General features: G+C 53.9%; 19 protein-coding genes. 16 read left to right on the plus strand and 3 right to left on the minus strand.

Annotation, left to right across the window (positions count from 1 at the left end):
* Positions 1-219 precede the first annotated feature (219 nt).
* From ACQ4MZ_RS17275 to ACQ4MZ_RS17350, 16 genes are all read left to right on the plus strand, one after another.
* Complete coding sequence (locus ACQ4MZ_RS17275) at positions 220-2,370, plus strand: acetylxylan esterase (RefSeq protein WP_430846671.1); 2,151 nt, start codon at positions 220-222, stop codon at positions 2,368-2,370.
* Positions 2,371-2,654: 284 nt separating this feature from the next.
* Entirely contained in the window at positions 2,655-5,777 is a 3,123-nt protein-coding gene (locus ACQ4MZ_RS17280) for a SusC/RagA family TonB-linked outer membrane protein (protein WP_430846673.1), read from the plus strand.
* Positions 5,778-5,790: 13 nt separating this feature from the next.
* Positions 5,791-7,269 (plus strand): RagB/SusD family nutrient uptake outer membrane protein, encoded by a 1,479-nt coding sequence (locus tag ACQ4MZ_RS17285; protein WP_430846675.1) that lies wholly within the window; start codon positions 5,791-5,793, stop codon positions 7,267-7,269.
* A 15-nt stretch (positions 7,270-7,284) separates the two neighbouring features.
* Complete coding sequence (locus tag ACQ4MZ_RS17290) at positions 7,285-8,532, plus strand: MFS transporter (protein WP_430846677.1); 1,248 nt, start codon at positions 7,285-7,287, stop codon at positions 8,530-8,532.
* A 25-nt stretch (positions 8,533-8,557) separates the two neighbouring features.
* The gene (locus ACQ4MZ_RS17295; RefSeq protein ID WP_430846679.1) at positions 8,558-9,742 is read left to right on the plus strand and encodes a sialidase family protein; all 1,185 of its coding nucleotides are present in this window, start codon (positions 8,558-8,560) and stop codon (positions 9,740-9,742) included.
* Positions 9,743-9,858: 116 nt separating this feature from the next.
* The gene (locus ACQ4MZ_RS17300; protein ID WP_430846681.1) at positions 9,859-10,767 is read left to right on the plus strand and encodes a hypothetical protein; all 909 of its coding nucleotides are present in this window, start codon (positions 9,859-9,861) and stop codon (positions 10,765-10,767) included.
* 44 nt (positions 10,768-10,811) lie between these two features.
* Positions 10,812-11,630, plus strand: coding sequence for an HpcH/HpaI aldolase family protein (locus tag ACQ4MZ_RS17305; RefSeq protein ID WP_430846683.1), 819 nt, complete (start codon positions 10,812-10,814; stop codon positions 11,628-11,630).
* Entirely contained in the window at positions 11,627-12,583 is a 957-nt protein-coding gene (locus ACQ4MZ_RS17310; protein WP_430846685.1) for an aldo/keto reductase, read from the plus strand. The genes ACQ4MZ_RS17305 and ACQ4MZ_RS17310 overlap by 4 nt, the downstream gene beginning before the upstream one ends.
* 11 nt (positions 12,584-12,594) lie before the next feature.
* Positions 12,595-13,524 (plus strand): Gfo/Idh/MocA family protein, encoded by a 930-nt coding sequence (locus tag ACQ4MZ_RS17315; protein WP_430846687.1) that lies wholly within the window; start codon positions 12,595-12,597, stop codon positions 13,522-13,524.
* 4 nt (positions 13,525-13,528) lie between these two features.
* On the plus strand, positions 13,529-14,308 hold the full coding sequence (locus ACQ4MZ_RS17320; protein ID WP_430846689.1) for an SDR family oxidoreductase: 780 nt from the start codon (positions 13,529-13,531) through the stop codon (positions 14,306-14,308).
* A gap of 109 nt (positions 14,309-14,417) precedes the next feature.
* A complete protein-coding gene (locus ACQ4MZ_RS17325; protein WP_430846691.1) occupies positions 14,418-14,801 on the plus strand; it encodes a RidA family protein in 384 nt (127 codons plus the stop codon).
* Positions 14,802-14,808: 7 nt separating this feature from the next.
* Positions 14,809-15,771 carry a 3-hydroxyacyl-CoA dehydrogenase family protein gene (locus ACQ4MZ_RS17330; RefSeq protein WP_430846693.1) on the plus strand — a complete coding sequence of 321 codons (963 nt, stop codon included), beginning with the start codon at positions 14,809-14,811 and terminating at the stop codon, positions 15,769-15,771.
* Complete coding sequence (locus tag ACQ4MZ_RS17335) at positions 15,768-17,066, plus strand: aspartate aminotransferase family protein (protein ID WP_430846695.1); 1,299 nt, start codon at positions 15,768-15,770, stop codon at positions 17,064-17,066. The genes ACQ4MZ_RS17330 and ACQ4MZ_RS17335 overlap by 4 nt, the downstream gene beginning before the upstream one ends.
* A gap of 15 nt (positions 17,067-17,081) precedes the next feature.
* On the plus strand, positions 17,082-17,948 hold the full coding sequence (locus tag ACQ4MZ_RS17340; protein WP_430846697.1) for a 3-hydroxyacyl-CoA dehydrogenase family protein: 867 nt from the start codon (positions 17,082-17,084) through the stop codon (positions 17,946-17,948).
* Between the two features lies 1 nt (position 17,949).
* A complete protein-coding gene (locus tag ACQ4MZ_RS17345) occupies positions 17,950-19,029 on the plus strand; it encodes a dipeptidase (RefSeq protein WP_430846699.1) in 1,080 nt (359 codons plus the stop codon).
* A 38-nt stretch (positions 19,030-19,067) separates the two neighbouring features.
* On the plus strand, positions 19,068-20,441 hold the full coding sequence (locus ACQ4MZ_RS17350) for a hypothetical protein (protein WP_430846701.1): 1,374 nt from the start codon (positions 19,068-19,070) through the stop codon (positions 20,439-20,441).
* Between the two features lie 29 nt (positions 20,442-20,470).
* Here the strand turns inward: ACQ4MZ_RS17350 and ACQ4MZ_RS17355 are convergent, their stop codons facing one another.
* The 3 genes from ACQ4MZ_RS17355 to ACQ4MZ_RS17365 form a co-directional block, all read right to left on the minus strand.
* Entirely contained in the window at positions 20,471-21,340 is an 870-nt protein-coding gene (locus ACQ4MZ_RS17355) for an AraC family transcriptional regulator (RefSeq protein WP_430846703.1), read from the minus strand.
* A gap of 181 nt (positions 21,341-21,521) precedes the next feature.
* A complete protein-coding gene (locus ACQ4MZ_RS17360) occupies positions 21,522-23,411 on the minus strand; it encodes a heparinase II/III domain-containing protein (RefSeq protein ID WP_430846705.1) in 1,890 nt (629 codons plus the stop codon).
* A gap of 74 nt (positions 23,412-23,485) precedes the next feature.
* Positions 23,486-25,264: a RagB/SusD family nutrient uptake outer membrane protein gene (locus ACQ4MZ_RS17365; protein WP_430846707.1), complete on the minus strand. Its 1,779-nt coding sequence runs from the start codon at positions 25,262-25,264 to the stop codon at positions 23,486-23,488.
* Between the last annotated feature and the right edge of the window lie 76 nt (positions 25,265-25,340).

Below are 25,340 nucleotides of genomic sequence, written 5' to 3' on the forward strand. Positions count from 1 at the left end.
CTCCCTTGTACAAGGCTGCTTAGGCACGTGCAAGAGAGACGTCGTTGCCTGGCCATAACCGGCCAGCGGCTACGAGAGTTAAATTCTGTCAAGTAGAAGTTTTTCAACCACGGTCTTTTAGCGAATGTAACTGCTTGTTCCGTAGCCCGTATCGAGCGTTACAGGAAGCCAGAACAGAATGCTGACTGTTGAATTTCTCGCCTAAACCTGCATCATAAAATGAAATACAATACCTGGATCGTCGCTGCCTGCTGTTTTTTAGGATTATCTGATAACCTTTTTGCCCAAGAGGACCTTTCAGTATATGGTTACTGGAAATACCATCAACCCGCGGCGGATCAGCTCTTTTACAAATCGCTTAGTGAAAGGGCATTTTCGCAGTTGGGCAAACGTGAGGCTACTGTTTCATCCCTGACCACCAAAGAGCAATGGCAGAAACGGCAAGCGGATGTCCGCGCAAAGCTCGCGAGGGCTGTCTGGCCTTTTCCTGCAAAAACACCCTTGAACCCGGTCATTACGGGAACATTGAAGAAGGAGGGCTTTTCGGTTGAAAAGCTGTACTTCGAATCCCGTCCCGGCTACCACGTGACAGCCGCCATGTTCCTGCCTGATAAAAGGCAGGAAAAGGCACCAGCGATTATTTTTTGCAGCGGACATAGCGAGAACGGCTTCCGCAGCGAAGCCTATCAACGTTTGATCCTGAACTACGTCAAGAAGGGTTTCATCGTATTGGCCTTTGATCCGATCGGGCAGGGAGAACGCATACAGTACCAGCCCGACGAGCTGAAAGGAGGTGCAACGGCCGAGCATTCCTATGCGGGCGTGCAATCATTTATTTCCGGAATTCCACCAGCCAATTACTTTATCTGGGACGGCATTCGTTCCGTGGATTATTTACTGACCAGGAAGGAAGTCGACCCGGCGCGTATAGGCATAGCCGGCCGCTCGGGAGGGGGAACACAAAGCGCCTACATCGCGGCAATGGATGACCGGATCGTGGCAGCGGCTCCCGAATGCTATATTACCACCTTTGATAAACTGATCCGCTCCAACGGCCCGCAGGACGCCGAGCAAAACCTGATGTTCGGGCTGGAAGAGGGGATCGATATGGCCGACTTCCTGGAAGTGCGCGCTCCTAAACCCGCATTGATCGTGGCCACTACCCGGGATATATTTGCGATTCAGGGTGCCAGGGATACTTATAATGAGGCCAAAAGGGCGTACAAGGTTTTCGGGAAACCCGAACAGATCCAGATGACGGAAGATGACGCCGGACATGCTTCTACGGTCAAAAACAGGGAGGCTTCCTATGCCTTTTTTCAAAAATACCTTGACAACCCCGGCAGCCCTGTCGATCAGGAGGTACAAATGCTGACGGACGAAGAGCTGCATGTAACGCCCGGCGGACGAGTAATCACCGCTTTGAAGGGTGAAAGTATGTTCTCATTGAATGAAAAACGTGCCAAAGCGCTTGCGGCAAAGAGGAACGCGGTAAATCCGGCTGCGAATCTTTCCGAAGCGCTACGGAAGAAAATTATTTCGGTTTCCGGATTTACAAAGCCGGCAGGCAAAATAGACGTCATTTTCTCAGGCAGGCTGCACCGCCCCGATTATGCCATCGAAAAATACCTGGTGAAAGGCAGTAATGGTTACCATCTGCCGATACTTTGGCTGAAACCCGCCAAAAGCATGGGTACGACCGTCCTGCTTCTGGATGACCAGGGCAAGGCAAACGCAGCACAGCAAGACAAGCTGGCCGACCGGCTGGCGCGCCAGGGTTATGAAGTGGTTGTCCCCGACCTGAGCGGCATCGGCGAACTCGGAAGCGGGTTCATTAACGGTGGCGATTCGGTTATTGACGGTGTTCCGCTGAACTTGTGGTTTTTTGGCATGTTAACGCACAAAAGTCTGGTGGCAACCCGTGCTGAAGAGATTATGGTCCTCACAGAATTTATCAGGAAAAACGGAACCGCAGGGACTGTTCTGACAGGCGTCGCCGCGGGAACGCTTACCTCCGATTTGCTGCACGCGGCTGCCATTCACAATCCATTCGGCAAACTGGTGCTGATCCAGCCGCTGGTATCGTATCAATCCATTGCCGAGGAAAGGCTTTACAAACCTGGCTTCGCATTATCGGCCGTGCCCGGAGCATTGGCCGAATATGATCTCCCCGATCTGGTGGAAACACTTGCTGCGAAGAACTTGCTAATGATTAATCCGGTTACTGCGGCGGGAAAGGAAATGAATCAGCAGCAGGCCGACTCCATTTACCAGCGGTCGTTGAAGCAAAAGCAGGGCGTTGGGTTAAATGTCCGGTGCGGATTGTCCTATGAAGAATTACTGAACTCTGCCCTTTCGTGGCTCAGATAGATGCGTTTTTACAATGTCCAGGCTGACTTCCGCCGAAGCTGTTCTCCGGTTTCGGGCGGTCCGGAGCAGGGTTTTTACAGTTTCGAAAAATAGTATTACAAAAGCAAACAAAAATAGAGGATGCCTACTTTTCCGGAAGATAGTTTTGTCAAAACGAAATTTGTCAAAATTTATCACTTAACCTCATGCGAAAAGGAAAACGTCTACACCTCCTGTGGCGAACATCCGTGTGGCTTATTATGGCCATAATTTGTTGCTGCACTGCGTCGCTGACCGCACAGTCTGTGGGAAAGGTCACAGGCCGGGTCGTCGATGAGAACGATGAAGGCCTGCCCGGCGTGAATGTACAAATCAAGGGCACCACTACCGGGGCCATTACGGATGCCGAAGGGAAATTCTCCCTCGACTTGCCTGGCAGCAGCGGAAGTCTCATATTCTCGTTCATCGGATATCAGACCCAGGAAATCGCGCTGGCCAATCGCTCGGTGATCAATGTGACTATGAAGCCCGACGTAGCCGTATTAAGGGAAGTTGTCGTGACCGGATATGGAACGCAGTCGCGCGAGACGCTCACTACTTCGGTTTCCAAACTGGATACAAAGGTTTTCGAGAACGTCCCTTTCGCCAATGCAGCCTCGGCTTTGCAGGGTACGGTTTCGGGCGTGCGCGTCCAAAGTACGTCGGGGCAGCCCGGTGCGGCTCCCCGCGTGATCGTACGCGGAGGTACTTCCATTAATAACCCCAACGGAGCTTCCCCGTTGTACATCATCGACGGTGTGATCCGTACGGATATGAACGATGTGAACTCCGAGGATATCGAATCAATGCAGGTGTTGAAAGACGCTGCCTCTACCGCGATATATGGTGCGCGAGGGTCTAACGGCGTCGTCATCATCACTACCAAAAGCGGCAAGTCGGGCCAGGCGCGCATCACTTACTCTTACGACCTGACCACCTCCAGGCCGGGCAAACTGTACGAAATGGCCAATGCACGGGATTACCTGACTATCAACCGGCTTGGTGTTTTCGGGGCGGCCAAATTTGGTGACAACACTTCGCGCCTGACCCTACCCATGGGCTATGGTACGGGTAACGACCTGACCAACAAAACCGCTTTCACCACGCAGTACCTCACCCCGCAAAACGAGCACAAACTCAAAGAGGGCTGGGAGAGTATGCCCGATCCGGCAGACCCGACCAAAACGCTCATTTTTCAGGATACGGATTTTCAGGGCCTTCTTTACCGCACGGGGGTGTCGCATAACCACAACGTGTCGATGGGCGGGGGAAATGAAAAGGCCACGTTCAATGCCGGACTGGGCTATATGAAAACAGAAGGGACCGTTATTACGACCAGTTACGATCGGCTGAGTTTCAACTTGAATGGGGATGTAATGCTAAAGAAAAACATGAAAGTCTTTTCACGGGTGATGTACTCACGGGCCAAATCCAACATCCCTTACGGTTCCACAGCTGTTACCTTTTATCGGAATGCGGGATTAGCACCGACAGCCAAATACAGGTTCGAAGATGGAACGCTGGCGCCGGGGACCAATAATGGCATAGGCAATCCGGAATATTTTATGAACTCCCGTCAGTACAACAATACCAATGAAAAGCTGACACTCAGTCTCGGCGGCAACTGGGAGATTCTGCCCGGGCTGTCGTTTCAGCCCCAGGTTTCGATGTACAACGTTTCCCGCGATTCCCGCTCTTTCCAACCCGGTTACTGGAACGGCCCGCTGGCATTTGTCGACTCGCGTATATCCACCGCAGCATCCTCAAAGTGGCGGCAGACACAGGCCGACGGGGTATTATCCTATACCAAAACACTGGGTAAAGACCATCACCTGGACGCACGGGCCGGGCTGTCGTATTTTGTAAGGGACACCTCGGGCATCAGTGCGACGGGGCGGGGCGCTTCTACCGACCTTATCCCTACGCTGAATGCCTCGGCCGAACCGACGGCCGTCAGCGGGACAGTGACGCGCCAGGTGGTCATGGGCTATTTTGCCAATGTCAATTACAGCTTTCAGAACAAATATCTATTGACCGTCAATATGCGTTACGACGGAGCATCCAACCTGGGCGAGGCTTATCGATGGGGCTTCTTTCCGGGCGTTTCTCTTGGCTGGAACGTGCATAAAGAGGCTTTTTGGAGCGGTGTTTCACGGGTGGTGTCGCAAACCAAGCTGAGAGCCAGCTATGGCGTGAACGGGAATATTTCCGGGCTGGGTGATTTTACTGCCCAGGGGGCTTACGGGGTTGGTGCGAAGTACGGAGGCGCCGCGGCGATCCAGAATACGGTCATTCCCAACAACGACCTGAAATGGGAACAATCCAGGACTTTTGATGTAGGTGCGGACCTGGGCTTTTTCGAGAACCGGTTAACTATCCTCACCGACTACTATGTCCGTACAACCAGCAACCTGCTCACCAGCCTGTCGCTGCCGCAATCGACCGGCTTTGCCAGCGTGCTTACCAATCTGAGCACATTGCAGAACCGTGGTTTCGAAGTGGAATTGGGCATAAGAGTGTTGCCGCCGGCATCGGCTTTGCAATGGAACCTGGCATTCAACACCTCCTGGACCCGTAATAAAATCCTGAAACTGCCCTATAATGGCGTAGAAAACAACCGGATCGGCGGTGTGCTGGTGTGGGACGATGCCCGGCAGGACTATGCATGGAAAGGAGGACTTCAGGAAGGCGGCAGGCTCGGAGAAATGTACGACCGCAAGCAGGTGGGCATTTATGCTACCGACGAAGATGCCAAAAACGGTCCGATAGCGTCATACATCGTGGGGACCGACAAAACGCAATATGGCGGTGACGTGGAATACTATGATGCCGACAAGAACGGCACCATCGACTCGCGCGACAAACGCTATATGGGTAATGCCTATCCGGCCTGGACGGGTGGTATTTCAAATACGCTCAATTACAAAAACTTCGGCCTTTATGTCCGTCTTGACTATACCACCGGTCATACCATTTTCAACTGGGCAAGGCTGTTCCTGGACGGTAACCTTTATTCCGACGGTAACCTGACGCAGCGCATGGTGGAAAGATCCTGGAAAAAACAGGGCGATGTGACGGATATGCCGAGATCCTACTGGGGTGGCGAAAGAACGCAGCGAAATCTGTTCGACGGCGTCACGACCTCCGGCAATTCCATGTACAACGAGCCGGGCGATTTTCTGGCTTTGCGGGAGGTCACCCTGAGTTATCAGGTGCCGGCTTCGCTGTTGGGCAAGCTCAAAATCTCCAATCTGCGGTTCAATGTAACAGCCAACAACATCTATTACTTTACCAAATACCTCGGCCTGAACCCCGAAGAAGGCGGTGTGGATGACGGACGCTACGCGATGCCCAGGAATATCATCTTCGGTGCCAGTGTTTCATTTTGATAAGCCATTAAACATGAAAATAATCAAAGTCTTTATGCTAGGGCTGGCTATGCTGGCAGGCATTTTCTCCTGTAATGTACTGGATGTTTCGCCAACGAGTGTGATCACTACCAATTCTTTCTGGAAAACCCAGAATGATGCCGAGGGAGCACTGAATGGGATGTACGTTAATCTGAGAAACATATCGGGCTCTATCTATACACTTGGTGAGCAGCGCAGCGAGGTATTCGAAGGGGGCGTATATGGAAGTGGCCGCAACGATTTGTATTTGAATGCGCTAAGCGGCGATCAACCCAATCATCCCGATTGGTCGGGTTTCTATACGGTCATCAATAGCGCCAATCTCATCATTAAACATGCGGATGAGGTCACTTTCTCTAATGAGGCAGCGAAAAACAATATTTTGGCCCAGGCTTATACGATGCGTGCTTACCTGTATTTTGTGATGACCAGGACGTGGGGAGATCTGATCATACGGACGGAACCAACGGAAACATCGAAAGCAGAAGTGACCATCCGGGAGCGCGCTCCACAGGCAGAGGTTTTTAGCCTTATCAAATCGGATCTGGAAAAAGCGCTTGCGCGGTTTACGGATAACAACTTTCCCACGGGCCGGTTCAAATGGTCTAAGCCTGCGGCCAATGCTGTAAAGGCCGATGTGTTTCTGTGGACCGCCAAACGTATGAACGGCGGTAACCAGGATCTCACAACGGCACTGAATGCGATCCGGGAGATTGAGAAAGCAGATGTTGCACTACTGCCGAATTTTGCCGATTTGTTTGAGTATGCCAACAAAGGCAACAAGGAGACGATCATGACGATCCGGTACCAGGACCTGGACGGCGCTGCCAATAATCAGTTCTGGCTGCATTGGATCATCGATAGCGCCATTCCCTCCAATACCGACGCCGAAACGAAGGCGCTGGTTCAGCCAGTCGGCGGGGGACAGGGATTGCTCGTGCTGACAGAACTGGTCAGGAAACAATTCACCGAAGACGATACCCGCAAAAAGGCATCTTTTCATGAAATATATACCTATGATGCATCGGGAAAAGCCACTTTTTATACCAGTGTTTCCATGAAAGGGCGTGGACTGGTGACGGGAGGTACGCGGCTGTTTTTAAGCGATATTGTCCTTTATCGTTGGGCGGATCTGCTGCTCATGAAGGCCGAGATCAGGAATGCGTTGGGTGAGGATCCGTCCGAGCAGATCAATCTCGTACGCCAGCGTGCCTACAAGGCCAATTTCAGGAAGCATACATTTGTGAACGGCAGTAAGGAGGAGAACGATGCCGCCATTCTCCAAGAACGGTTGCTTGAACTGGTTTACGAAGGTAAGAGATGGTGGGACCTGGTGCGTTTCGAACAGGCTTTTGAACTGGTGCCGAATCTCAAAACCCGGAAGGGGCAGGATTACCTGCTGCTCTTTCCGATAGCGAACACGGTGCTAAGCCTGGAACCGAAAGTAAAGCAAAATCCCGGATATCAATAAGTAAGCCCCAAACGGATGACCACCGATAACACTATTTCTAAACCCGGTATTTTCTCTTACGCGTGGATGGTCGTGCTGATGTTGTGCGTCGTAGGCGGCCTCAATTACCTCGACCGCATGATGATCACCACCATGCGTGCCTCGATTGTCGCGGCCATCCCCATGTCCGAAGCGCAGTTCGGCCTGCTCACATCGGTGTTCCTGTGGGTGTATGGGCTACTTAGTCCTGTTGCCGGCTACCTTGCCGACCGTTTCAACCGCAGCAAGGTGATTATCGGCAGCTTGTTTATCTGGTCGGTCGTGACGTGGCTTACTTCACATGCCACCACCTTCGAAGAGCTGCTTGTAACGAGGATCCTGATGGGGGTAAGCGAAGCCTGTTACATCCCGGCTGCGCTTGCGTTGATTGTCGAGTACCATCACGGATCTACCCGGTCGAAAGCCACAGGCATCCACATGGCGGGTGTTTATGTGGGGCAAAGCCTTGGTTTTGTGGGCGGCTGGCTGGCCGAAAGCCGCACCTGGAATTATGCATTTGTGGTTTTCGGAACCATTGGCGTCGTATATGCTACCTTTCTTGCATTCACATTGAAGGATGCGCCCCGGGTTGCTGCGGAAAATCCGCGAGCTACTGTCGAGCCGCTTGCCGGAGGTTTTCGGGATGCCATCCGGGAGCTTTTCAGGCATACTGCCTACTTGCGGGCATTGGCCGCCTGGGGATTGCTCGGGGTCGCGAGCTGGATGATCAACGGCTGGTTGCCTACCTATTATAAGGAACATTTCAACCTGTCTCAAACCGAGGCCGGCGTGTATGCAACCACCTATTTCTTCATTCCGATGCTCCTCGGCGTATTGTCCGGGGGCGGCATTGCCGACTACTGGGACCGGTTCAACAAGCGTGCACGCATCCTGCTGCCGGCCCTGGGCCTCGTGATCGGGACGCCTGGTGTGTTGCTGGCGAGCAGCACCGATTTGGTATGGGTAGCGGTGACGGGTTTTATGGTTTATGCATTTACCCGGCCATTCCTGGATGCGAACATGATGCCCATTCTCTGCATGGTGGCAAATCCCCGTTACCTGGCGACAGGTTACGGAATACTCAACCTTTTCAGTTGCATCGTAGGAGGACTTGGCATTTATGCGGGGGGATTATTGCGTGATGCGCAGGTCAATCTCAGCATTATGTTCCAGGTAGCGGCGTTCACGATGCTGCTTTGCGCTTTTTTGCTTTACCGTATTCATCCCCGTTTAACATCAATCTGATCTATTCTCAAAACGCTTGAATCTTATGAATACTCTACGAATTTACATGCTCGTGGCCGCGCTGGTGATAGGGCAGGTAGCCCATGCCAGCACAGACTTTGGCCCCGATAGCCTCAAAGGTCCGCGAAAAGTCCGCGATGTGATCATCTACGAGGATGCCCGGTTTTATTCCACGTTCCCGTCGGTGGTCAAAAAGAAAGACGGGGAAATCCTGGTCGCGTTCCGTCGGGCGCCGGAGCGGAAGAATTTCGGCGAGAAATCCAGCAGCCACGTGGATCCCAACAGCTATCTGGTCACTGTAAAGTCGAAGGATGGCGTCACCTGGACGCAAGAGCCGGAGTTGCTGTACGCACACCCTTTCGGCGGCTCACAGGACCCTTGCCTGCTGCAATTAAAGGACGGTACGTTGTTGTGTGCCAGTTACGGATGGGCATTTCTCCGGCCGGACGGCATGGAAAAACTTAAACAGCCCTATTTCGAGACCTCCGGAGCGGTGTTTCTCGGCGGTTATATCCTGCGCTCGACCGACGGTGCCAAAACCTGGAAAGGGCCTATTTACCCCCCGCGCGTGCAGCCCGAGATAAACCTGGACCCCTTCGGGAAACCCGTCGCGGCGTACAATCGCGGAGCGATGTATGAAGGGAAAGACGGGAGGATATTCTGGGTGGTAGCCGCCAGCGAATCGAACAAGCCGAAGCGTACCTCCAACCATTTGCTCGTGTCGGAGGATAAAGGGATGAGCTGGAAATACAGCAGCGTCGTGGCTACCGATGAAAAAGCGTCGTTTAACGAGACATCCATTTACGAAACACCCAAAGGCGACCTGGTGGCTTTCCTGCGGACGGCGGAGATGAACGACCAGGCCTGCATTGCGCGATCGACAGATGGCGGAAAGACATTCGGCAAATGGGAGCAAATGGGTTTTCAGGGACATCCCATGCAGGCGATGCGCCTGCCCGACAAGCGCGTGTTGCTCGTGTACGGGTACAGGCACAAGCCCTATGGCATACGCGCCCGGATTTTGAATGCGGAGTGTACTGATTTTGCTACTTCAAAGGAAATCGTTTTGCGGGAGGATGGCGGCGGCAGCGACATCGGCTATCCCTGGGCGGTACAATTGAACCCGAAAGAGGTGCTTGTTACCTATTATTTCAACATCGGGAACGGCACAAGGCATATCGCCGGGACCATTCTGCAAACTGGCAATTAAACCGGCATTGCAATGGCTACCATTCCACTTGATTCCGGAATCTATCGGGTGAACCTAAGGTTCGAAAAGATTTTAAAGAATGTCAGAATATGCGATTGCTTCTTACTCTTTTGCTCATGAGTGTGTTATCGGTTGGTTTGGCGCAGCGCCCCGGTCGGGAAAAGACCTATGTCGCATTGCTGCAAAAGGTGTTGCACGAACAGCAGGAATGGGTGAAAGTACATGCCGCCGAATATCTGCTTTGGGCGGGTTACCCGGAGGGCGTCAGAGAAGTGTTCCTGAAAGAAGAAACGCGCTTGGGGAACAGGCCGCAATACCGCGTGGGAATTTGGCGCGTGTTGCACCAGGCCTCGCGTGGGGAAGCCGACAGGCAAATATGGTCCGGTAAAATTAAGGAAGCTTTCCTCGACGAACAGGGCCGGGACCGTATTCACGCAGCCGAAACCCTGGCAAAACTCCATCAATCGACACTTGCCGAGGCGCCTGAAATTACGCGCCGGGCGATTAGTAGCAATGTGCCTTCGCTGGCAATATACGCGCTCTGGAGTACGGCTTTTCACTCGGAGCAGGAGCGGCAAAAGGTGAAGCAGGAACTGATCGGGAATCTGGCATCGCCGTCCGGCTCGCATGGGCCTGGCAAAACGATCCCGGCCTATGCACTACGGCAGCTTGGGGATTTGGAAGCAGATCAATGGCAGCTATTGGCCCGCGCCGCGCTCGAAGAACCTGATGACTCGCCGACAAAAGTATATCTGTTGAGCGCGGCCTGGGTAACGTCCGGCGGGCAGCCCGATGTGCAGGTGGGCCAGCTACGGCAATTGCTTATGAAATACAGTACTTCCCCGGAAAAAGGAGCCCGTTCCGAAATGGCGATGGCGCTGGCCGAAAGGGGGGATTCAGCCGCCGTCCCAGTGCTCACCGGAATGTTTGAGAACAAGCATTCCCTGCAAGACAGCGCAGCAGATTATGATGTGATGGCCGCGGCGGCTTATGCCCTGATCAGAATCTGCCAGCGGGAAAAATAGTACCGATTGTTTTAATTGCCACGAAGGGCGAAACTCTTAATACCATGACATTGAAAATGCGCGAAAGCCGGGTGCTGCGCAAATTGCGGGCCGGCGAAATTGTCAGTTGTTTCAAAATGAACCTGTCCGAGCCTCGCGTGGCCGAGATGGCCGGAATCGCCGGTTTTGATTGCGTCTGGGCCGATCAGGAGCATATCGGGCTCGATTGGTCGGTGCTGGCCGGATGTGTCTGGGCTTCGAAATCCCAGGATGCGGACCTGCTCGTGCGTGTGCCCCGTGGCAGTTACAGCGATTATGTACGCCCGCTCGAACTCGACGCTACCGGCATTATGGTACCTCATATCATGAGCCTTGACGACGCCCGGAAGGTAATCGAAATGACGCGTTTCCATCCCATTGGCTGGCGGCCTATCGACGGCGGTAATGCCGACGGGGCATATACTGCCATGGATTTTAACGCATACCTCGAAGAGGCCAACCGGCAGCGTTTTGTCATTTTCCAGATCGAAGATCCCGAGCCGCTGGAAAACCTTGAAGCGATCGCGGCACTTGATGGTTACGATATGCTTTTCTTTGGTCCCGGCGATTTTAGCCAGGGCATTGGCGCGCCCGGCGTATGGGACCACCCCAAATTGCTCGAAACGCGTATCCGGGTGGCGGAGATGGCCCGTAAACACGGCAAGTTTGCCGGTACGGTAGGCGGGCCGGGCAATCTGAGTGAACTCGTTTCAATGGGTTACCAGTTTGTGAATGTCGGTGCGGACGTGATAGGGTTGAAAAACTACTGCTTCGACCTCATAAAATCTTTCGGCGCCACCACAGCCGGACAGTCATCCTCCTATCTCGAAAGCGGCTCCAAATGAAACGAAAAACACTGGGACGTACCGGATTGCAGGTGTCCGAAATCGCATTCGGCGGGGTGGAGATAGGCGTGCCTTACGGTATCGGTGTGCATAGCCGGGAGGATATGCTTTCGGAGCAGGAGGCCATCGGTCTTCTGCATGAGGCTTTGGAAAAAGGTATTAACTTTTTCGACACGGCCCGGCTGTACGGCGCCAGCGAGACCATTATGGGCAAAGCTTTTAGCTCCCAAAGAAGTGAAATCGTGCTCGCGACCAAGTGCCGGCATTTCCGGGGAGCCGACGGCCAGCTGCCATCGGACCACACCCTGAAAAGTTTCATTGAAAATTCCCTGCACGAAAGCCTCCGCGAGCTGCAAACCGACTATATAGATCTTTTTATGCTCCATCAGGCGGATCAGGAAATTCTGGAAAATGAAGTCATTGCCGAAACATTTCAGGAGCTGAAACAACGCGGTGTCATTCGCGCGACGGGAGCATCCACCTATCTCGCGTCCGAAACGGCCATTGCGATCAACAAAGGGCATTGGGATGTGATCCAGCTGCCGTTCAGCCTCATGGATCAGCGCCATGCGGTGTGTTTCGGTGCGGCCGCCGAACAAGGCGTGGGTATCGTGGTCAGGTCGGTGCTGATGAAAGGCCTCCTGAGCGACCGCGGCAAGAACCTGCATCCGGCGCTGGCCGATGTGGAGCGTCACATCGGCGGCTACCGGACCTTGCTGGGCCCTGATTTCCCCGATTTGCCGAGGCTGGCTACCCGCTTTGCATTGTCTTTCGAAAGCATAGCGTCGGTGTTGGTGGGTATCGATAAGCCTGAATACCTGCATCATGCGCTGGCAACGGCCGGTGGACCTGTTATGGATCCTCATATATTACAAACCGCCAGCCAGATGGCCTATCCCGAGCCGGATTTCCTGAACCTGCCGTATTGGGACAGGATGGGATGGCTGTGCTAAAAACTGAACTAATGCTGAAAATCGGAATCATCGGGATGAGTCCCGGCAATGCGCACCCCTACTCGTGGTCGGCCATCATCAATGGCGTTTTCGACGGCGACGAGATTGTGCGCATCGGTTACCCGGCCGTGACCGCCTACCTTGAAGCAAACCGGGACACGCTGGGAATTCCCGGCGCACAGGTGACGCACGTATGGGCGCAGGAGCCTGCAATCGCCGAAAGCATTGCACGCGGCGCAGGCATTATGCATGTATGCGCCCGCATGGAGGCGATGATCGGGGAAGTGGATGCGGTGATCCTTGCCCGCGACGATCCTGAATACCACCGCGAAATGGCGGCGCCGTTCATCGAAGCGGACGTGCCGATTTTCATTGATAAACCATTGACCTACTCCCGGGAAGACCTGGCGTGGTTTGCACAGCAGCACAGCGCAGGCAAGTTCCTGATGTCGTGCTCGTCCATGCGTTATGCCAGTGAATGCCGCATTGCACGGCAGGAAATCAAATCCTTAGGAAAAATGGAGCTGGTGACGGCCGTAGGCAAGAAGGATTGGAAGAAATATGGCGTGCATTTGCTCGAAGGTATTTTCGGCATCCTGGGAGATCCCGTGCCCCATTCGGTGCGGCATATCGGCCGGCCCGACAAAGAAATTATCCACCTCAGAATGACCGACGGTCCAGATATAATGCTCCACCTTTTCATGGACATTACGGGCACTTTCCAGATTTCGCTTTTTGGTCAGCAGGGCTGGAAGTTGATCGATATCCGCAATTCCTACGCGATGTTTCGGGACAATATCATCGAATTTATCCGCTCGGTGCAGGAGGGGAAACCGCGCCTTGCATTTGAAAAAACAGTAAAGATCATGCAGGTCATCATCGGAGCGAAGGAAAGCCTGGAAAGGGGCGGTGCGGAGGTGTTGATTCATAAAAACTTTTAATGTTATGAATGTCAAAGATTTACTGAGCCTGAAAAACAAGGTCATTCTCGTGACCGGGGGATCGGGGCAATATGGGAAATGCATTGTGGAAGGCCTCGCGGAGGCGGATGCAACGGTGATCACCACTTCGCGGGAACTGGCTTTGGCGCAGGAGACAGCGGCGATGTTCGGCGAGCGCGGGCTGGATGTACACCCGATGCAGGCCGACCAGGCAGTGCATGAGTCGGTAATGGCATTGAAGGCGGATGTGCTCGGCCGGTTTGGCAGGCTCGATGGCTTTGTGAACAATGCGGTGTCGCGGCCTATGAAGGGCTACAATGCCTCTTTGAGCCAGTTTGAAGAGTCGATGCAGGTGAATGCGACGGGTATGATGGACCTGCTGCGCGAAATGACCGACCTCATCGTGCAAAGCGGCGGCGGCAGCGTGATCAACATCGCTTCGATGATGGGCATGTTTGGTCCGGACCTCTCCAACTACGAGGGTACCGTAAACATGGGCGACCTGCCGCCCGACTATTTCTTTCATAATGCGGGACTGATCAACCTGACGCGCTATATGGCGCAAATGAATGCGGGCAGGAACATCCGGTTCAACTGCATTAGTCCCGGCGGGCTGTTCAACAACCAGCCGCAGGCGTTTTTGAATAACTATTGTAAAAAAGTGCCCCTCCGACGCATGGCCAATCAGGACGACATCAAAGGGCTTGTAGTGTTATTGGCCTCGGATGCGGGGGCTTACATTAATGGTGAAAATATTCTTATGGATGGAGGGCTGAATGCCTGAAATCCTGTAAAAAATAGTATCAGTAATCAAGCGAAAAGTAGGAGCGTGCAGCGATAGGTGATACGTACTTTTGTGAATAGGGTATTTTTTGAAATTATATTTTGTTTTTATGAAAAAGATAGTTCATCCTGATCGCGACCCGGCGTTCGCCACCGGCGCTTACTCCGACGGCGTTCTCATCGACGGGTTTCTGTTTGTAAGCGGCCAGGCTTCCGTCGACTTCCGGACATCGCAGTTTGTGCGGGGAACAATCGAGGAGGAAACTGCACGCACACTGGACAACATTGCCGCGATTATCGGAGCGGCCGGCGGCTCGATGGAAAACATCGTGAAATGCACGGTACATCTGGCGGATATCAGCGAGTTTGATCGCTACAATGCTGTGTACGCTACATACTTCCCCGGCATCAAACCAGCCCGCACAACCGTACAATCCGTGCTGGCCGAAAATATCAAAGTCGAGATCGACTGCATCGTCAAACTCCCCGCCTGACCTGGATATGATAAACGAACCTCCGGTAGGCGTGGTGGGGCTGGGCCTGATGGGTAGCAGCATCGTAGCCGCATTGCTCCTCGCGGGCCATTCAGTGAAAGCCATTGCACCCCTCGCATCCGAGGCAGCAGAAGCCCCCGGGCGGATCGAAGGACAGCTTCGCCAATGCCGGGAAGCCGGGTTGGTCGGTGCGTTGCCGCCATACCTCGGCATGCTTACCGTTTCGGAAGACTACGCCGCATTGGCCGGTTGCCAGCTTGTGATCGAATGTGTGATCGAGCGGCCGGAAATCAAGGCATCGGTATATGCGAAAATTACCGCCGTTGTGGCCGCAGATTGCATTGTAGGCAGCAACACCTCGGCCATTCCCATCAGCGAGCTTCAAAAGCATATCGATACCCCGGCCCGTTTCCTGGGTATTCATTGGGCCGAGCCGGCATTCATGACCCGGTTCTTGGAAATTACCTGCGGCGAGCAAACAGACCCGGTTTTTGCCGAACGTGTTTTCCGGCTGGCACACCGGTGGGGCAAGGAGCCGACGCTGCTTCGGAAAGACATCCGCGGGTTCATTACCAACCGGCTGATGTACGCGGTATACCGCGAGATATTCAGTCAGATCGAGACCGGCCATGCCACCGCCGAGGATGTGGACAAGGCGTTCCGGTATGATGCCGGTTCGTGGATGACGCTGATGGGTATTTTCAGGCGCATGGATTACCTGGGTCTGAAAGATTTCAACGCGATCCTGCCCCGCCTGTTTCCGCAACTCAGCAACAGCACCGAAGTGCCCGAAATCATGCAGCGAATGGTGCGCGAAGGTGCGCGGGGCGTCCATAACGACCACGGACTTTACCCTTATGAGCCCGGCGAGGGCCAGCAGTGGGACGATGCCTTTGCCCGCTTCAACCGGGAGATACATCAATTAGCGGCGGAATATTCTGCCGGAAAAGTAAAAGCCTATTTACAATGAAAAGCTACCAGAAATCAGCCGAACTACTGGAAAGGGCCAAAAAGGTGCTCGCCAGCGGCGTTTCTTCCGAATTCAGGAAATACAACCATCCGCACGCGCTCTTCTACACGCACGGGCGCGGCAGCCGGATTTACGACGTCGATGGCAACGAATACCTCGATTTCACTTTGAGCCAGGGGCCGTTGATCCTCGGCCATTCGCACCCCGAAGTGCTGCGCGCAGTCAACGAGTATTCGCAGGAGGGCCAGCTCTTTGCCGGCCAGCATATCCGCGAAATCGAGCTGGCTGAAAAACTGAACCAGCTGATCCCTTCGGCCGAGCTGATGCGTTTTTGCCTCGATGGTTCGGAGGCGGTGCAAACGGCTTTCCGCGTGGCGCGGGCGAAAACAGGCAAGCACAAATTCCTCCGGTTCGAGGGGCATTATCACGGCTGGATGGACAATGTTTGCTGGGGTATCAGCGCGCCGTCGGCGGAAGCATTGGGTAGCCGCGAGTATCCGAATGTATTCCCCTGGACGCAAGGACTGCCGGAGGGTGTCGAGAATGAATTTATCATTCTGCCCTGGAACGACCTTGACCTCGTAGCCAGAACCATCGCCGAACGCGGCCATGAGATCGCCGCTATCATTACCGAGCCGGTGATGTGTAACAGCGGCTGCATTGAGCCCAACCCCGGCTTCTTGCAGGGATTGAGGGATATTTGTACGGAACATAATGTGGCATTGATCTTCGACGAGGTCATTACCGGTTTCCGCCTCTCACTGGGCGGCGCGCAGCAGTATTTCGGCATCACGCCCGACCTTTCCATATTTGCGAAGGCCATCGCCAGCGGCTACGCGATCAGTGCTATTGCGGGGAAATACGAATGGATGCAGTTGATCGAGCAGGCGAAGGTGATCCATGCCGGGACGATGAATGCCGGGAACCCTACGGTGGCAGCCGCTCTGGCAACCATTACCGTGCTGGAAAAGGAGCGGCCGCACGAACGAATGTTCCGTTTTGGGAAAAAACTGATATCCGGCTTGCGGAAAGCCGCGGCCGATAGCGGGCATTCGATGCTCATCCAGGGCCCGGGCCCTATGTTCGCGACGAGTTTCACATCGTTGGAAAAAAACAGTGATTACCGCGATACCCTGACAGCCGACAAGGCCAAACTGGGCAAATTCATCGCTGCCATGCATGAGGAGGGCGTGCGGATCATTGGCCGGGGCTTGTGGTATATCAGCGCCGTGCACACCGACGAAGATATTGAACAAGCTATTGCAGCCGCTGAAAAGGTGTTGAAACAGATCTAAACGAAGCGTGAACCGATGAAACAAAGGGGGCAAAGCAACCAACCGGTGCTGCTGCTGGGAACCCATCCGATAGCGGGCAGCATTGCCAACTGTTTGGTTCAGGGAGGATGGGCGGTGCTCGACGATCTGGACGGAGCGCTGCCGGACGATATCCGGTTGGCGATACTGGTTACGGAAGAGGATTCAGATACTAAAAAGCGCCTGATCCGTGAGGTTGAGGAATGTGTACCGGTTGAAACACTGATCTGCATTAACACCGAAACCATCGGGCTCGACACATTGCAGGAGCATGCACTGTATCCCGGACGCATCATCAGCCTGAACTGGACGGAACCGGCAGACTCAACGTTTTTCCTGGAAATCATTACCAATAACCTTACCCATCCCTCGCATGCGGGGTATATTGCCGATATCGCGAGGACAACCTGGAACAAAGATCCGTACGTGATCCACGGCAACACGGGCATCCGTATGCGCCTGATGGGTGCTCTGATCCGGGAGGCGCTTTTCCTGGTTGGAAATGGATATGCCAATGTGGAGGACGTCGACCGCGCCTGCCGTAACGACGCCGGGTATTACCTGCCCTTTGCCGGGAACCTGCGCTATATGGACCTGATGGGCACCTATGCCTACGGAATGGTGATGAAGGAGCTCAATCGCGAGCTCGCCCGGGACACGGAGCTGCCGATGTTTTTTAAGGAAATGATTGTCAATAAAGAATGGGGAATGGATGCCGGGAAAGGCTTTTACAGCTATGCACCGGGCGAGGCTGGGAAATGGCGGGATCTTTCGGGTAAATTCAGTCGTGAGATCAGCGAACTGATCACGAAGTATCACCATGCCGAAGAAACGGTGTTAAATCTTAGAAACGGATCCCATTGACATGAGCAGGCTGATATTCGATGCCCACCTTGACCTGGCGATGAACGCCATTGAATGGAACCGCGACCTCTCGCGGCCGCTGGACGAGATCCGTCAGCGGGAAATGAATATGAAGGATAAGAACGACCGGGGCAAAGGCACGGTATGCCTTCCGGAGCTGCGTAAGGGCAATATCGGCATTGTGGTGGCCACGCAACTGGCCCGCTACTCGCCGTATGGCAGCGCATTAGCAGGCTGGAACTCGCCGCAGCAGGCCTGGGCGATGACGCAGGCGCAGCTAGCCTGGTACCGCGAAATGGAAGCGCTCGGAGAGATGGTGCAGATCACGGACCTGACAGGCTTGGAAAACCATCTGAAACGGTGGGCGCAGCCGCTGGCGGAGAATGAAAAACGGCCCGTGGGGTATATTTTGAGCCTCGAAGGCGCTGATTCGCTGGTGGATGTTTCGTACCTGCACCGGGCCTATGACTATGGTCTGCGGGCCGTGGGGCTCTCGCATTTCGGGCCGGGGCGTTATGCCCCTGGTACAAAAATGCTCGGGCCGGTGACGGCGCTGGGTTTTGAGCTGATGCGTGAAATGTCGAAGCTGAATATGATACTCGACACGACGCACCTGACCGATGAGGGATTCGATCAGGTGATGGATTTTTACGAGGGGCCGGTCTGGTCGAGCCACCACAACGTACGCAAGATAGTGCCCAACCAGCGGCAGCTTTCCGACGAACAGATTCGCAGGCTTATCGGAAGGGGGGCGGTGATCGGCGGGATGCTCGACTGCTGGGCGATGGATATCCGGTTTATAGACATGGTTTCTGACCCGTGGCAGCTGGACATCCGCCTCGCCCATCTGGCCGATCATTGGGACCACATCTGCCAGATCGCCGGTAACAGCCGGCACGTGGCCATCGGCAGCGATCTGGACGGTATTTTCGGTACCGAGCAGTCGCCCTGGGACCTGAACTCCATCGCCGACCTGCAAAAGTTCGAAGCGATCCTGAGCGATCGGGGGTATAAGGACGAGGATATCGACAATATTTTCAGTCAGAACTGGCTTCGTTTCCTGCGAAATGCGTGGCAATGAGCTGTTAACTTTTCAGTTGTTGGTTAATCAAAAATGGAATGTCAAACTCTTCGACTTCATTTCTCGCCGGGAGCGCGCGTGTAAAAACTACGCCGCCGCTCGGGACGCGCATTAATGGCGACTTCATCACACATTACGCGACCTACATTCACGACGATCTGTTTGCGAAAGCGCTGGTGCTCCGAAAAGGCGAAACGACCGTTGCGCTGGTGGTGGTGGACATTTGCGTGATGCCGAAAGAGTTCGTGGATGCTGTGAAAACGGCTATTGCGTCGCATACGGGCTTGTTACCCTCGCATGTGCTCATTTCGAGCACGCATACGCACGCGGCAGGCTCTGTGGCGGACGTGCATTTGGGAAGCATCGATCCCGCTTATGAGAAATGGCTTCCCGGGCAAATCGCGGCCGCGGTGGAGGCTGCATTGCAAAACCTCCAACCCGCTCGGATCGCATTCGGGTCGGTGATGGCGCCCGAGCACGTGTTGTGCCGCCGCTACCGGATGAAGCCGGATTACGTGCCCGTCAACCCGGTTACCGGAGAGGCGGATGAGGTCAAAACCAATCCATTCGGTGTGGAGGAATGGATCGACCATAGCCCGGCACCAACCGACCCCGAGCTGGGCTTCCTGGCTGTGCAGGGGCTCGACGGACGATGGATCAGCATTTTGGCCAACTATTCATTGCATTATGTCGGTGACTGGGAGAACGGCACCATTTCGGCGGACTACTTCGGCTATTTTTCGGAGCGGCTGCGCGAATGCCTTCGCGCGGGAGGGGAATTCGTGGGTATAATGAGCAACGGCACCAGCGGCGACGTCAACATCTGGGACTTCCAGAACAGCGACCGATACCCGAAAGCGCATTTTCAAAAAAGCGAGCTCATTGGTCACGACCTGGCCGACCGGCTTGTGGCGCAGCTGGATAACCTGCAATGGCAGACAGACCCTGCGCTTGTTTGCCTTTACGAACCATTAACCGCCGCCATTGTAAAACCTTCCGAACCGGAATTGCAGGAAGCAGCCGGACGCGTGGCTACGGCCCTTTTCGAGACCATTGAGCCGGATGGGAAAGGGCTCCTGCAAATATATGCCCGGGAGCAGTTGCTGCTTAATGAAATGCCGTCGGAAAAGGACTGTCCTGTGCAGGCATTTCGGATCGGTAACGGGGTGATCGGCGGGCTGGCAGGCGAGTTCTTCTCCGAAACAGGGCTGTATCTCAAAGCGGAAGCCGGCATCGACCACTATTTCACCATTACGATGGCGAATGGCAATGCGGGCTACGTACCGCCGGCACACGAAATACAAAAAGGCGGTTACGAAACCTGGCGCTGCCGGTACAGCTGCCTCGCAGCGGGCTCGGAAGAACGAATCCGCGAACAACTGCTGAAACTCGTTCACCAACTCGCCCACTGATACTATATTTCAGGAAAGCCACCCGGCGATTACCGGACGATCAACGTCTTCCGGTAATCGCTGGGTGTCATATTTTTGAGCTTTTTGAACTGCCGGTTGAAATTCGCGAGGTTATTGAACCCGCATTCGTAAGCGACTTCCACCACATTGCGGTCGTTCAGCGAGAGCAGCTTGCAAGCATGCCCGATGCGGACGGTGGTGAGGTATTCTACGAATGTTACCCGGAACTGTTCCTTGAAAAAGTTACAAAACGCCGTAACCCCCATGTTGCCCACCGACGCGATTTCGGCAAGGCTTATGTCCTTGTCGAAGTTCTGCATGATGTACCCGGTGATCTTTTTGAAGCGGTCGGAGGAATCGTAATGGAAGTTCTGGACGAAGCGCGGGCTGGCCAAAAGGTCGTATTCGGTTGTACTGGACATGATATCGAAGATCAGCATCAGCGACGACAACCTTTTCAAACCGTTTTGCGCGGGCATCTGGCGGATGAGCGCATTGATTTTCGAACGAGTTTCACCCCGGAGAGCCATGCCACGCTCAGCAAGTTTGAGTATCTTTTTAAAATTGTCGATTTCCGGAATATTCATAAAATCTTCTCCCAGGAAATCGTCCGTGAAATGAATCACCAGCGCATCGGCTTTTTCCGGCGCGCGGCGTTCGAGGTAGATCGGGTCGTTGACCCACACGTGCGGCAGCAGAGAGCCCATAAACACGAGATCATCCGCTTCAAAATAGCCGATATGGTCACCCACCATCCGTTTTCCGGTGCTTTTGTTGACCATAACAAATTCGTAATGAGCATGGTAATGCCAGGGTGCGGGGAAGAAATCACCGGTTTCCTGAAACACAATGAAGGACTTGTCGACGTCCTGCGGCAGGTGGAATTCAACGGCTTTCATAATGGTGGGTTTGGAATGTATTGATAATACTAATACAATTTTTCAAAATGTACCAGTTTGTGAAAAATAGTATCATCAATAAGCAGGAAAGTAGCAGGTTACCCCATTTAAAGCACTGACCCTGAACAAAAAGACGGTTCGCTGACTATGGATATCAATCCTTGTTAAGGAAATGTGGCAATCATTTCAATGGCTTTACGGGCCAATCAGCCAGGGGTTTAGTGGGGGCTACATCGCGGGATTCGGATAAGTAGGACGAAAAACTATGACGGGTATTAGCCCCCAACTTCGCTTCAAAACCTACAAATGTCGTCCCGGGATTCGGGGCGTCGTAGTCATGCTGCGGCGTGGTAGGCCATGTTTTAATGCTGATCGGAGTTTGTGTATCAAAAATCAGGAACATTTTCTTGCCATTCTGCGAAAGCTCCACGGTTTTCCCGTCGACAATCCGCACGTCGGCGCTGGTGAGCATGTTCCAGCGCATGGTGGTTTCTTTCGGGCCGCATTCGATCTCGTCCCGCACTACGGCGTACCGCCGGTCGATAATTCCCAGTCCGCGCCTGACCGCTTTGGCCTGATCCTGATACATTTCCGTTAAATGAGTGGTTACGAGCATATTTGCGCCTTCTCCCGTGGCGCCGTCAATCCTGGCGTAGCCTTTCGCGTTGGTCAGCTGGCCGTCAAACGAGATCACATTGTGGGCGAAATTATTCAGCCGGAACACTTCCCACCGCTGGGAGTTTTGTGCCCGGTTCCAAAGATCCACGCCCTTGGATTCGAGTGAATTGTAATCCTGCATGCCGAAATCCATAGCCCAGCGCTCACCGAGGGCGTCCACTACAAAGGATCCCACATCCATATGCGCGTGGTTGACCGACGGCGATCCTGCTTTCACTCCGAGGAATACCGCATGGGGCCTTTCCCAGGAGCTACGCATGAGCGCAACCGGCGAGGGACCCTGGCCAGCCCAGAATGTTTGGGTCGGAGCGTGTACGGCGGAAAGCTCGGTTTGCGTTCCCCAGATCAGCAATGCAGGCAGAATTCGGTTTTTGACTTCCGTCTGGCCGGGTGAGGAGAGCAGCGCTTTCTGTCCCCATAGCAAGGACGGATCCTGCGTTCGTTGTGCGAACCAGAACAGAGCAGGAGTGAGGCCTTCTTTTAAGCCGCTATCGCCCCAGTTGTGTGCCATGCCTGTTGGCCCTACCAGGTGCTGCATGAATGCACCCGTTTTTAAAAAGCCGTCGGAACCGGAAAGCCCGAAGTCTGTTCCCAACGCCTTTTCCAATGCGGATATCAGCAACACATTGAAACTTGTTCCATAACCCCAATAGCTGAATCCTTCGGGATAGGCGCCATCGGGTTTGTAGGAGTGTAGCATGGCCTTGGGTACCGACCCCACCGCCCGTTTGACGATCCGGGCGGCAATGGCAGGCTCATGCTCGGCGATTGCCAGCGCCCCAAAGGTGATCCCGGCATTGCAAACCTGGTTCCAGTTGTGCTCGGCCGACAAAAACCAGTTGTAGGTCTTGTCCAGCGAGGGGTTAATGCCCTTGGTAAGCATTGCTTCGCGCAGGCGGGTGCGGGTCGGTTCGCCCAGTTTCTCGTATAGCCAGTCGTAGCCGATAGCGACCGCCATCGTCATTTCAGCTACATCCAGAAAATGCGTGGGATTCCAGTCTTCGAATGCTGCTACTGCGAGCAGCTCTTTTTCGGCCCTCGCCAGGTATTTCGCTTCGCCGGTGATACGGTAGGCATAGGAAAGCATGAAAACGCGCCGGAGGCATTCCCTGGATTTGTCCAGCAGGCGTTTACCGATCTTGATCCGTTCGACCGGCGCTACGTCAAGCATTCGGTCGCATTCATCGAGGATCGCCTTGTGCAGGGTTTGCCATTGCGGGTATTTCCGGATTTGCGTAAGGAGGGCTTTCTCCTCGCCTTTCAATAGGAGAAGCCGGGGATGATCTTGCCGGAGTGTTTTGAGGATCTGGCTGCTGTCCACAGCGGGCTGTGCGGCAAGGCGGGCGAAGGTGAACAGTTGCAGGGCAACCAGTATTGTCAGCGCTCTTTTCATATTGATGGATGTGTTTTGATTGAAAATCATCCGACCGGTCACCATACCGGTCGGATGAAACTGATGCTCTATTGTTACTCCCAACCCGGGTTTTGCTTGATTTTGGGATTCTGCGCGAGCGTATTCAGTGGGATCGGCCAGAGATAATGCTTCTTTTCATCGAAAACCGGTATCTCGTAGTCGGTACCTTTGTACACCGCGATGTATTCTTTGCCGGAAACAGGGTCAATGTCCGATTTCATGGTGGTACCGGCGAAGCGTTTTTTCGCTGCGTCGTTCCACCGGATACCCATGGCGGGGATTTCCAGTTTTTTACCCTGCTTCCAGCGGATCAGGTCGGCATACCGGTGGCCTTCCATGAACAGCTCGATTCGGCGTTCGCGCCTGATTTCCGCGATGATCGGCGAGATACCATCCTTGGTGTAACGCGGGTCGACAGGGACTTTGGACAGCAGCAGGTGCGGCATGCCTACGCGGTCGCGGAGTTTATTGATGGTCTTGTCAAGATCGGCCTGGCTAATGGTACCCAGTTCCGCCGTCGCTTCCGCATAAATCAAAAGCGCTTCACCCAGGCGGAGGGTAATAGCCGGTGACTCGCCGGTGTTGTAGGCCTTTCCAATCATATCATCGGCATTGTAATGCTTGATAATGTGATACCCCGTAGTCGTTTTAAAGCCTCCGCCGGGCATACCTTCCAGCATCGGATAGGCGCGACCGTCGGCCAGATGGTATTTGTAGATACCTGTGTCCTCGGGATGCAGAATGGTCTGGCGCAGGCGTGGGTCGCGGTTTTCGAAGGTGCTTTCGATCGTTTCGTCGCCTTTATACAGCGGTGATAATGTAATGGGCAGTCCGTCGGTACAGAGATAATCTTCCACCAGGCTCTTTGTCGCGCCGCCGGTGTAACTGAAATATTGTTGGACGTGGTTGTTAATGACCCCGGTTTTGTATTTTCTCCAATAAATCACCTCGGAGTTACCAGCCAGGTCCAATATCCGGTGATAGGCATTGTAGTCGCTCTGGGGTTTGCCTGTGCTGTAAATGCGGTAAGGGCCGGTATCCATTAATTCCGCGGCTGCTTTGGCAGCTTCTTCCAGCCACATTTTGGAGTCACCCGCTGCGTGGTATTTGTTGAAGGTGCCTTCGAAGAGGCACACCCTGGCCTTGACCAGCAATGCTCCCCACCGGTTGATCCTGCCGGGTGCATTGCCATCTCCCCAATTGTTAGGCAGCTTCTGGCTTGCGAAATTCAGGTCTTCGAGTACTTTCTGCATGGCTTCCGCGCGCGGGGTGCGGGCGGCGTAAAGTTCCTCGGAATCAATCGTCAGCTCTTTTTCTACAAAAGGTACATCGCCATATTTCTGTACCTTGTCGGCGTAGAACCATCCGCGGAAAAGCCGCGCTTCGGCAATGTATTTGTCCTTGACAGCCTGGCTTACCTTGGCGCGGTCGTAATTGGCAAGCCCCACATTGATGGCCCTGACAAAATCCCAACCCTGGTAACCAAACCAGTCGGGGCTGGAAGGTACATTGTATTTTCCCGCGCGGATCTGCTGGAAAAAGTTGTGTCTCGGCTCGCGCGGGGCCATATTATCCGAGAGCTCGTCGATTGACCAGATATTGCCGAAGTGGCTGTCGAATCCCTCGGTGTGGCCCATCATAATAGGGATCTTCCAGTCGTTGCGCGCAATGTTGTAAAGGCTGTTGTTGTAGACCGCCAGATCGCTTTCAGTATTCCAGTAAGTTGCGTTGGTAATTTTATCGATCGGCGTCCGGTCAAGAAACTCATCGTTACAGCCCGCCAGCAAGAGCAGTACCATGACCGCTATGGTTTTTGAGAATATATCTTTCATACAAATTTGATTTATAATCAACTGAATATTTGTGTATTAATGAGCTTAGCTGCAATGCATCTCCCGCGAGAAAGGG

The organism is Dyadobacter sp. BHUBP1, from assembly GCF_050587785.1.
Taxonomy (GTDB): Bacteria; Bacteroidota; Bacteroidia; order Cytophagales; family Spirosomataceae; genus Dyadobacter.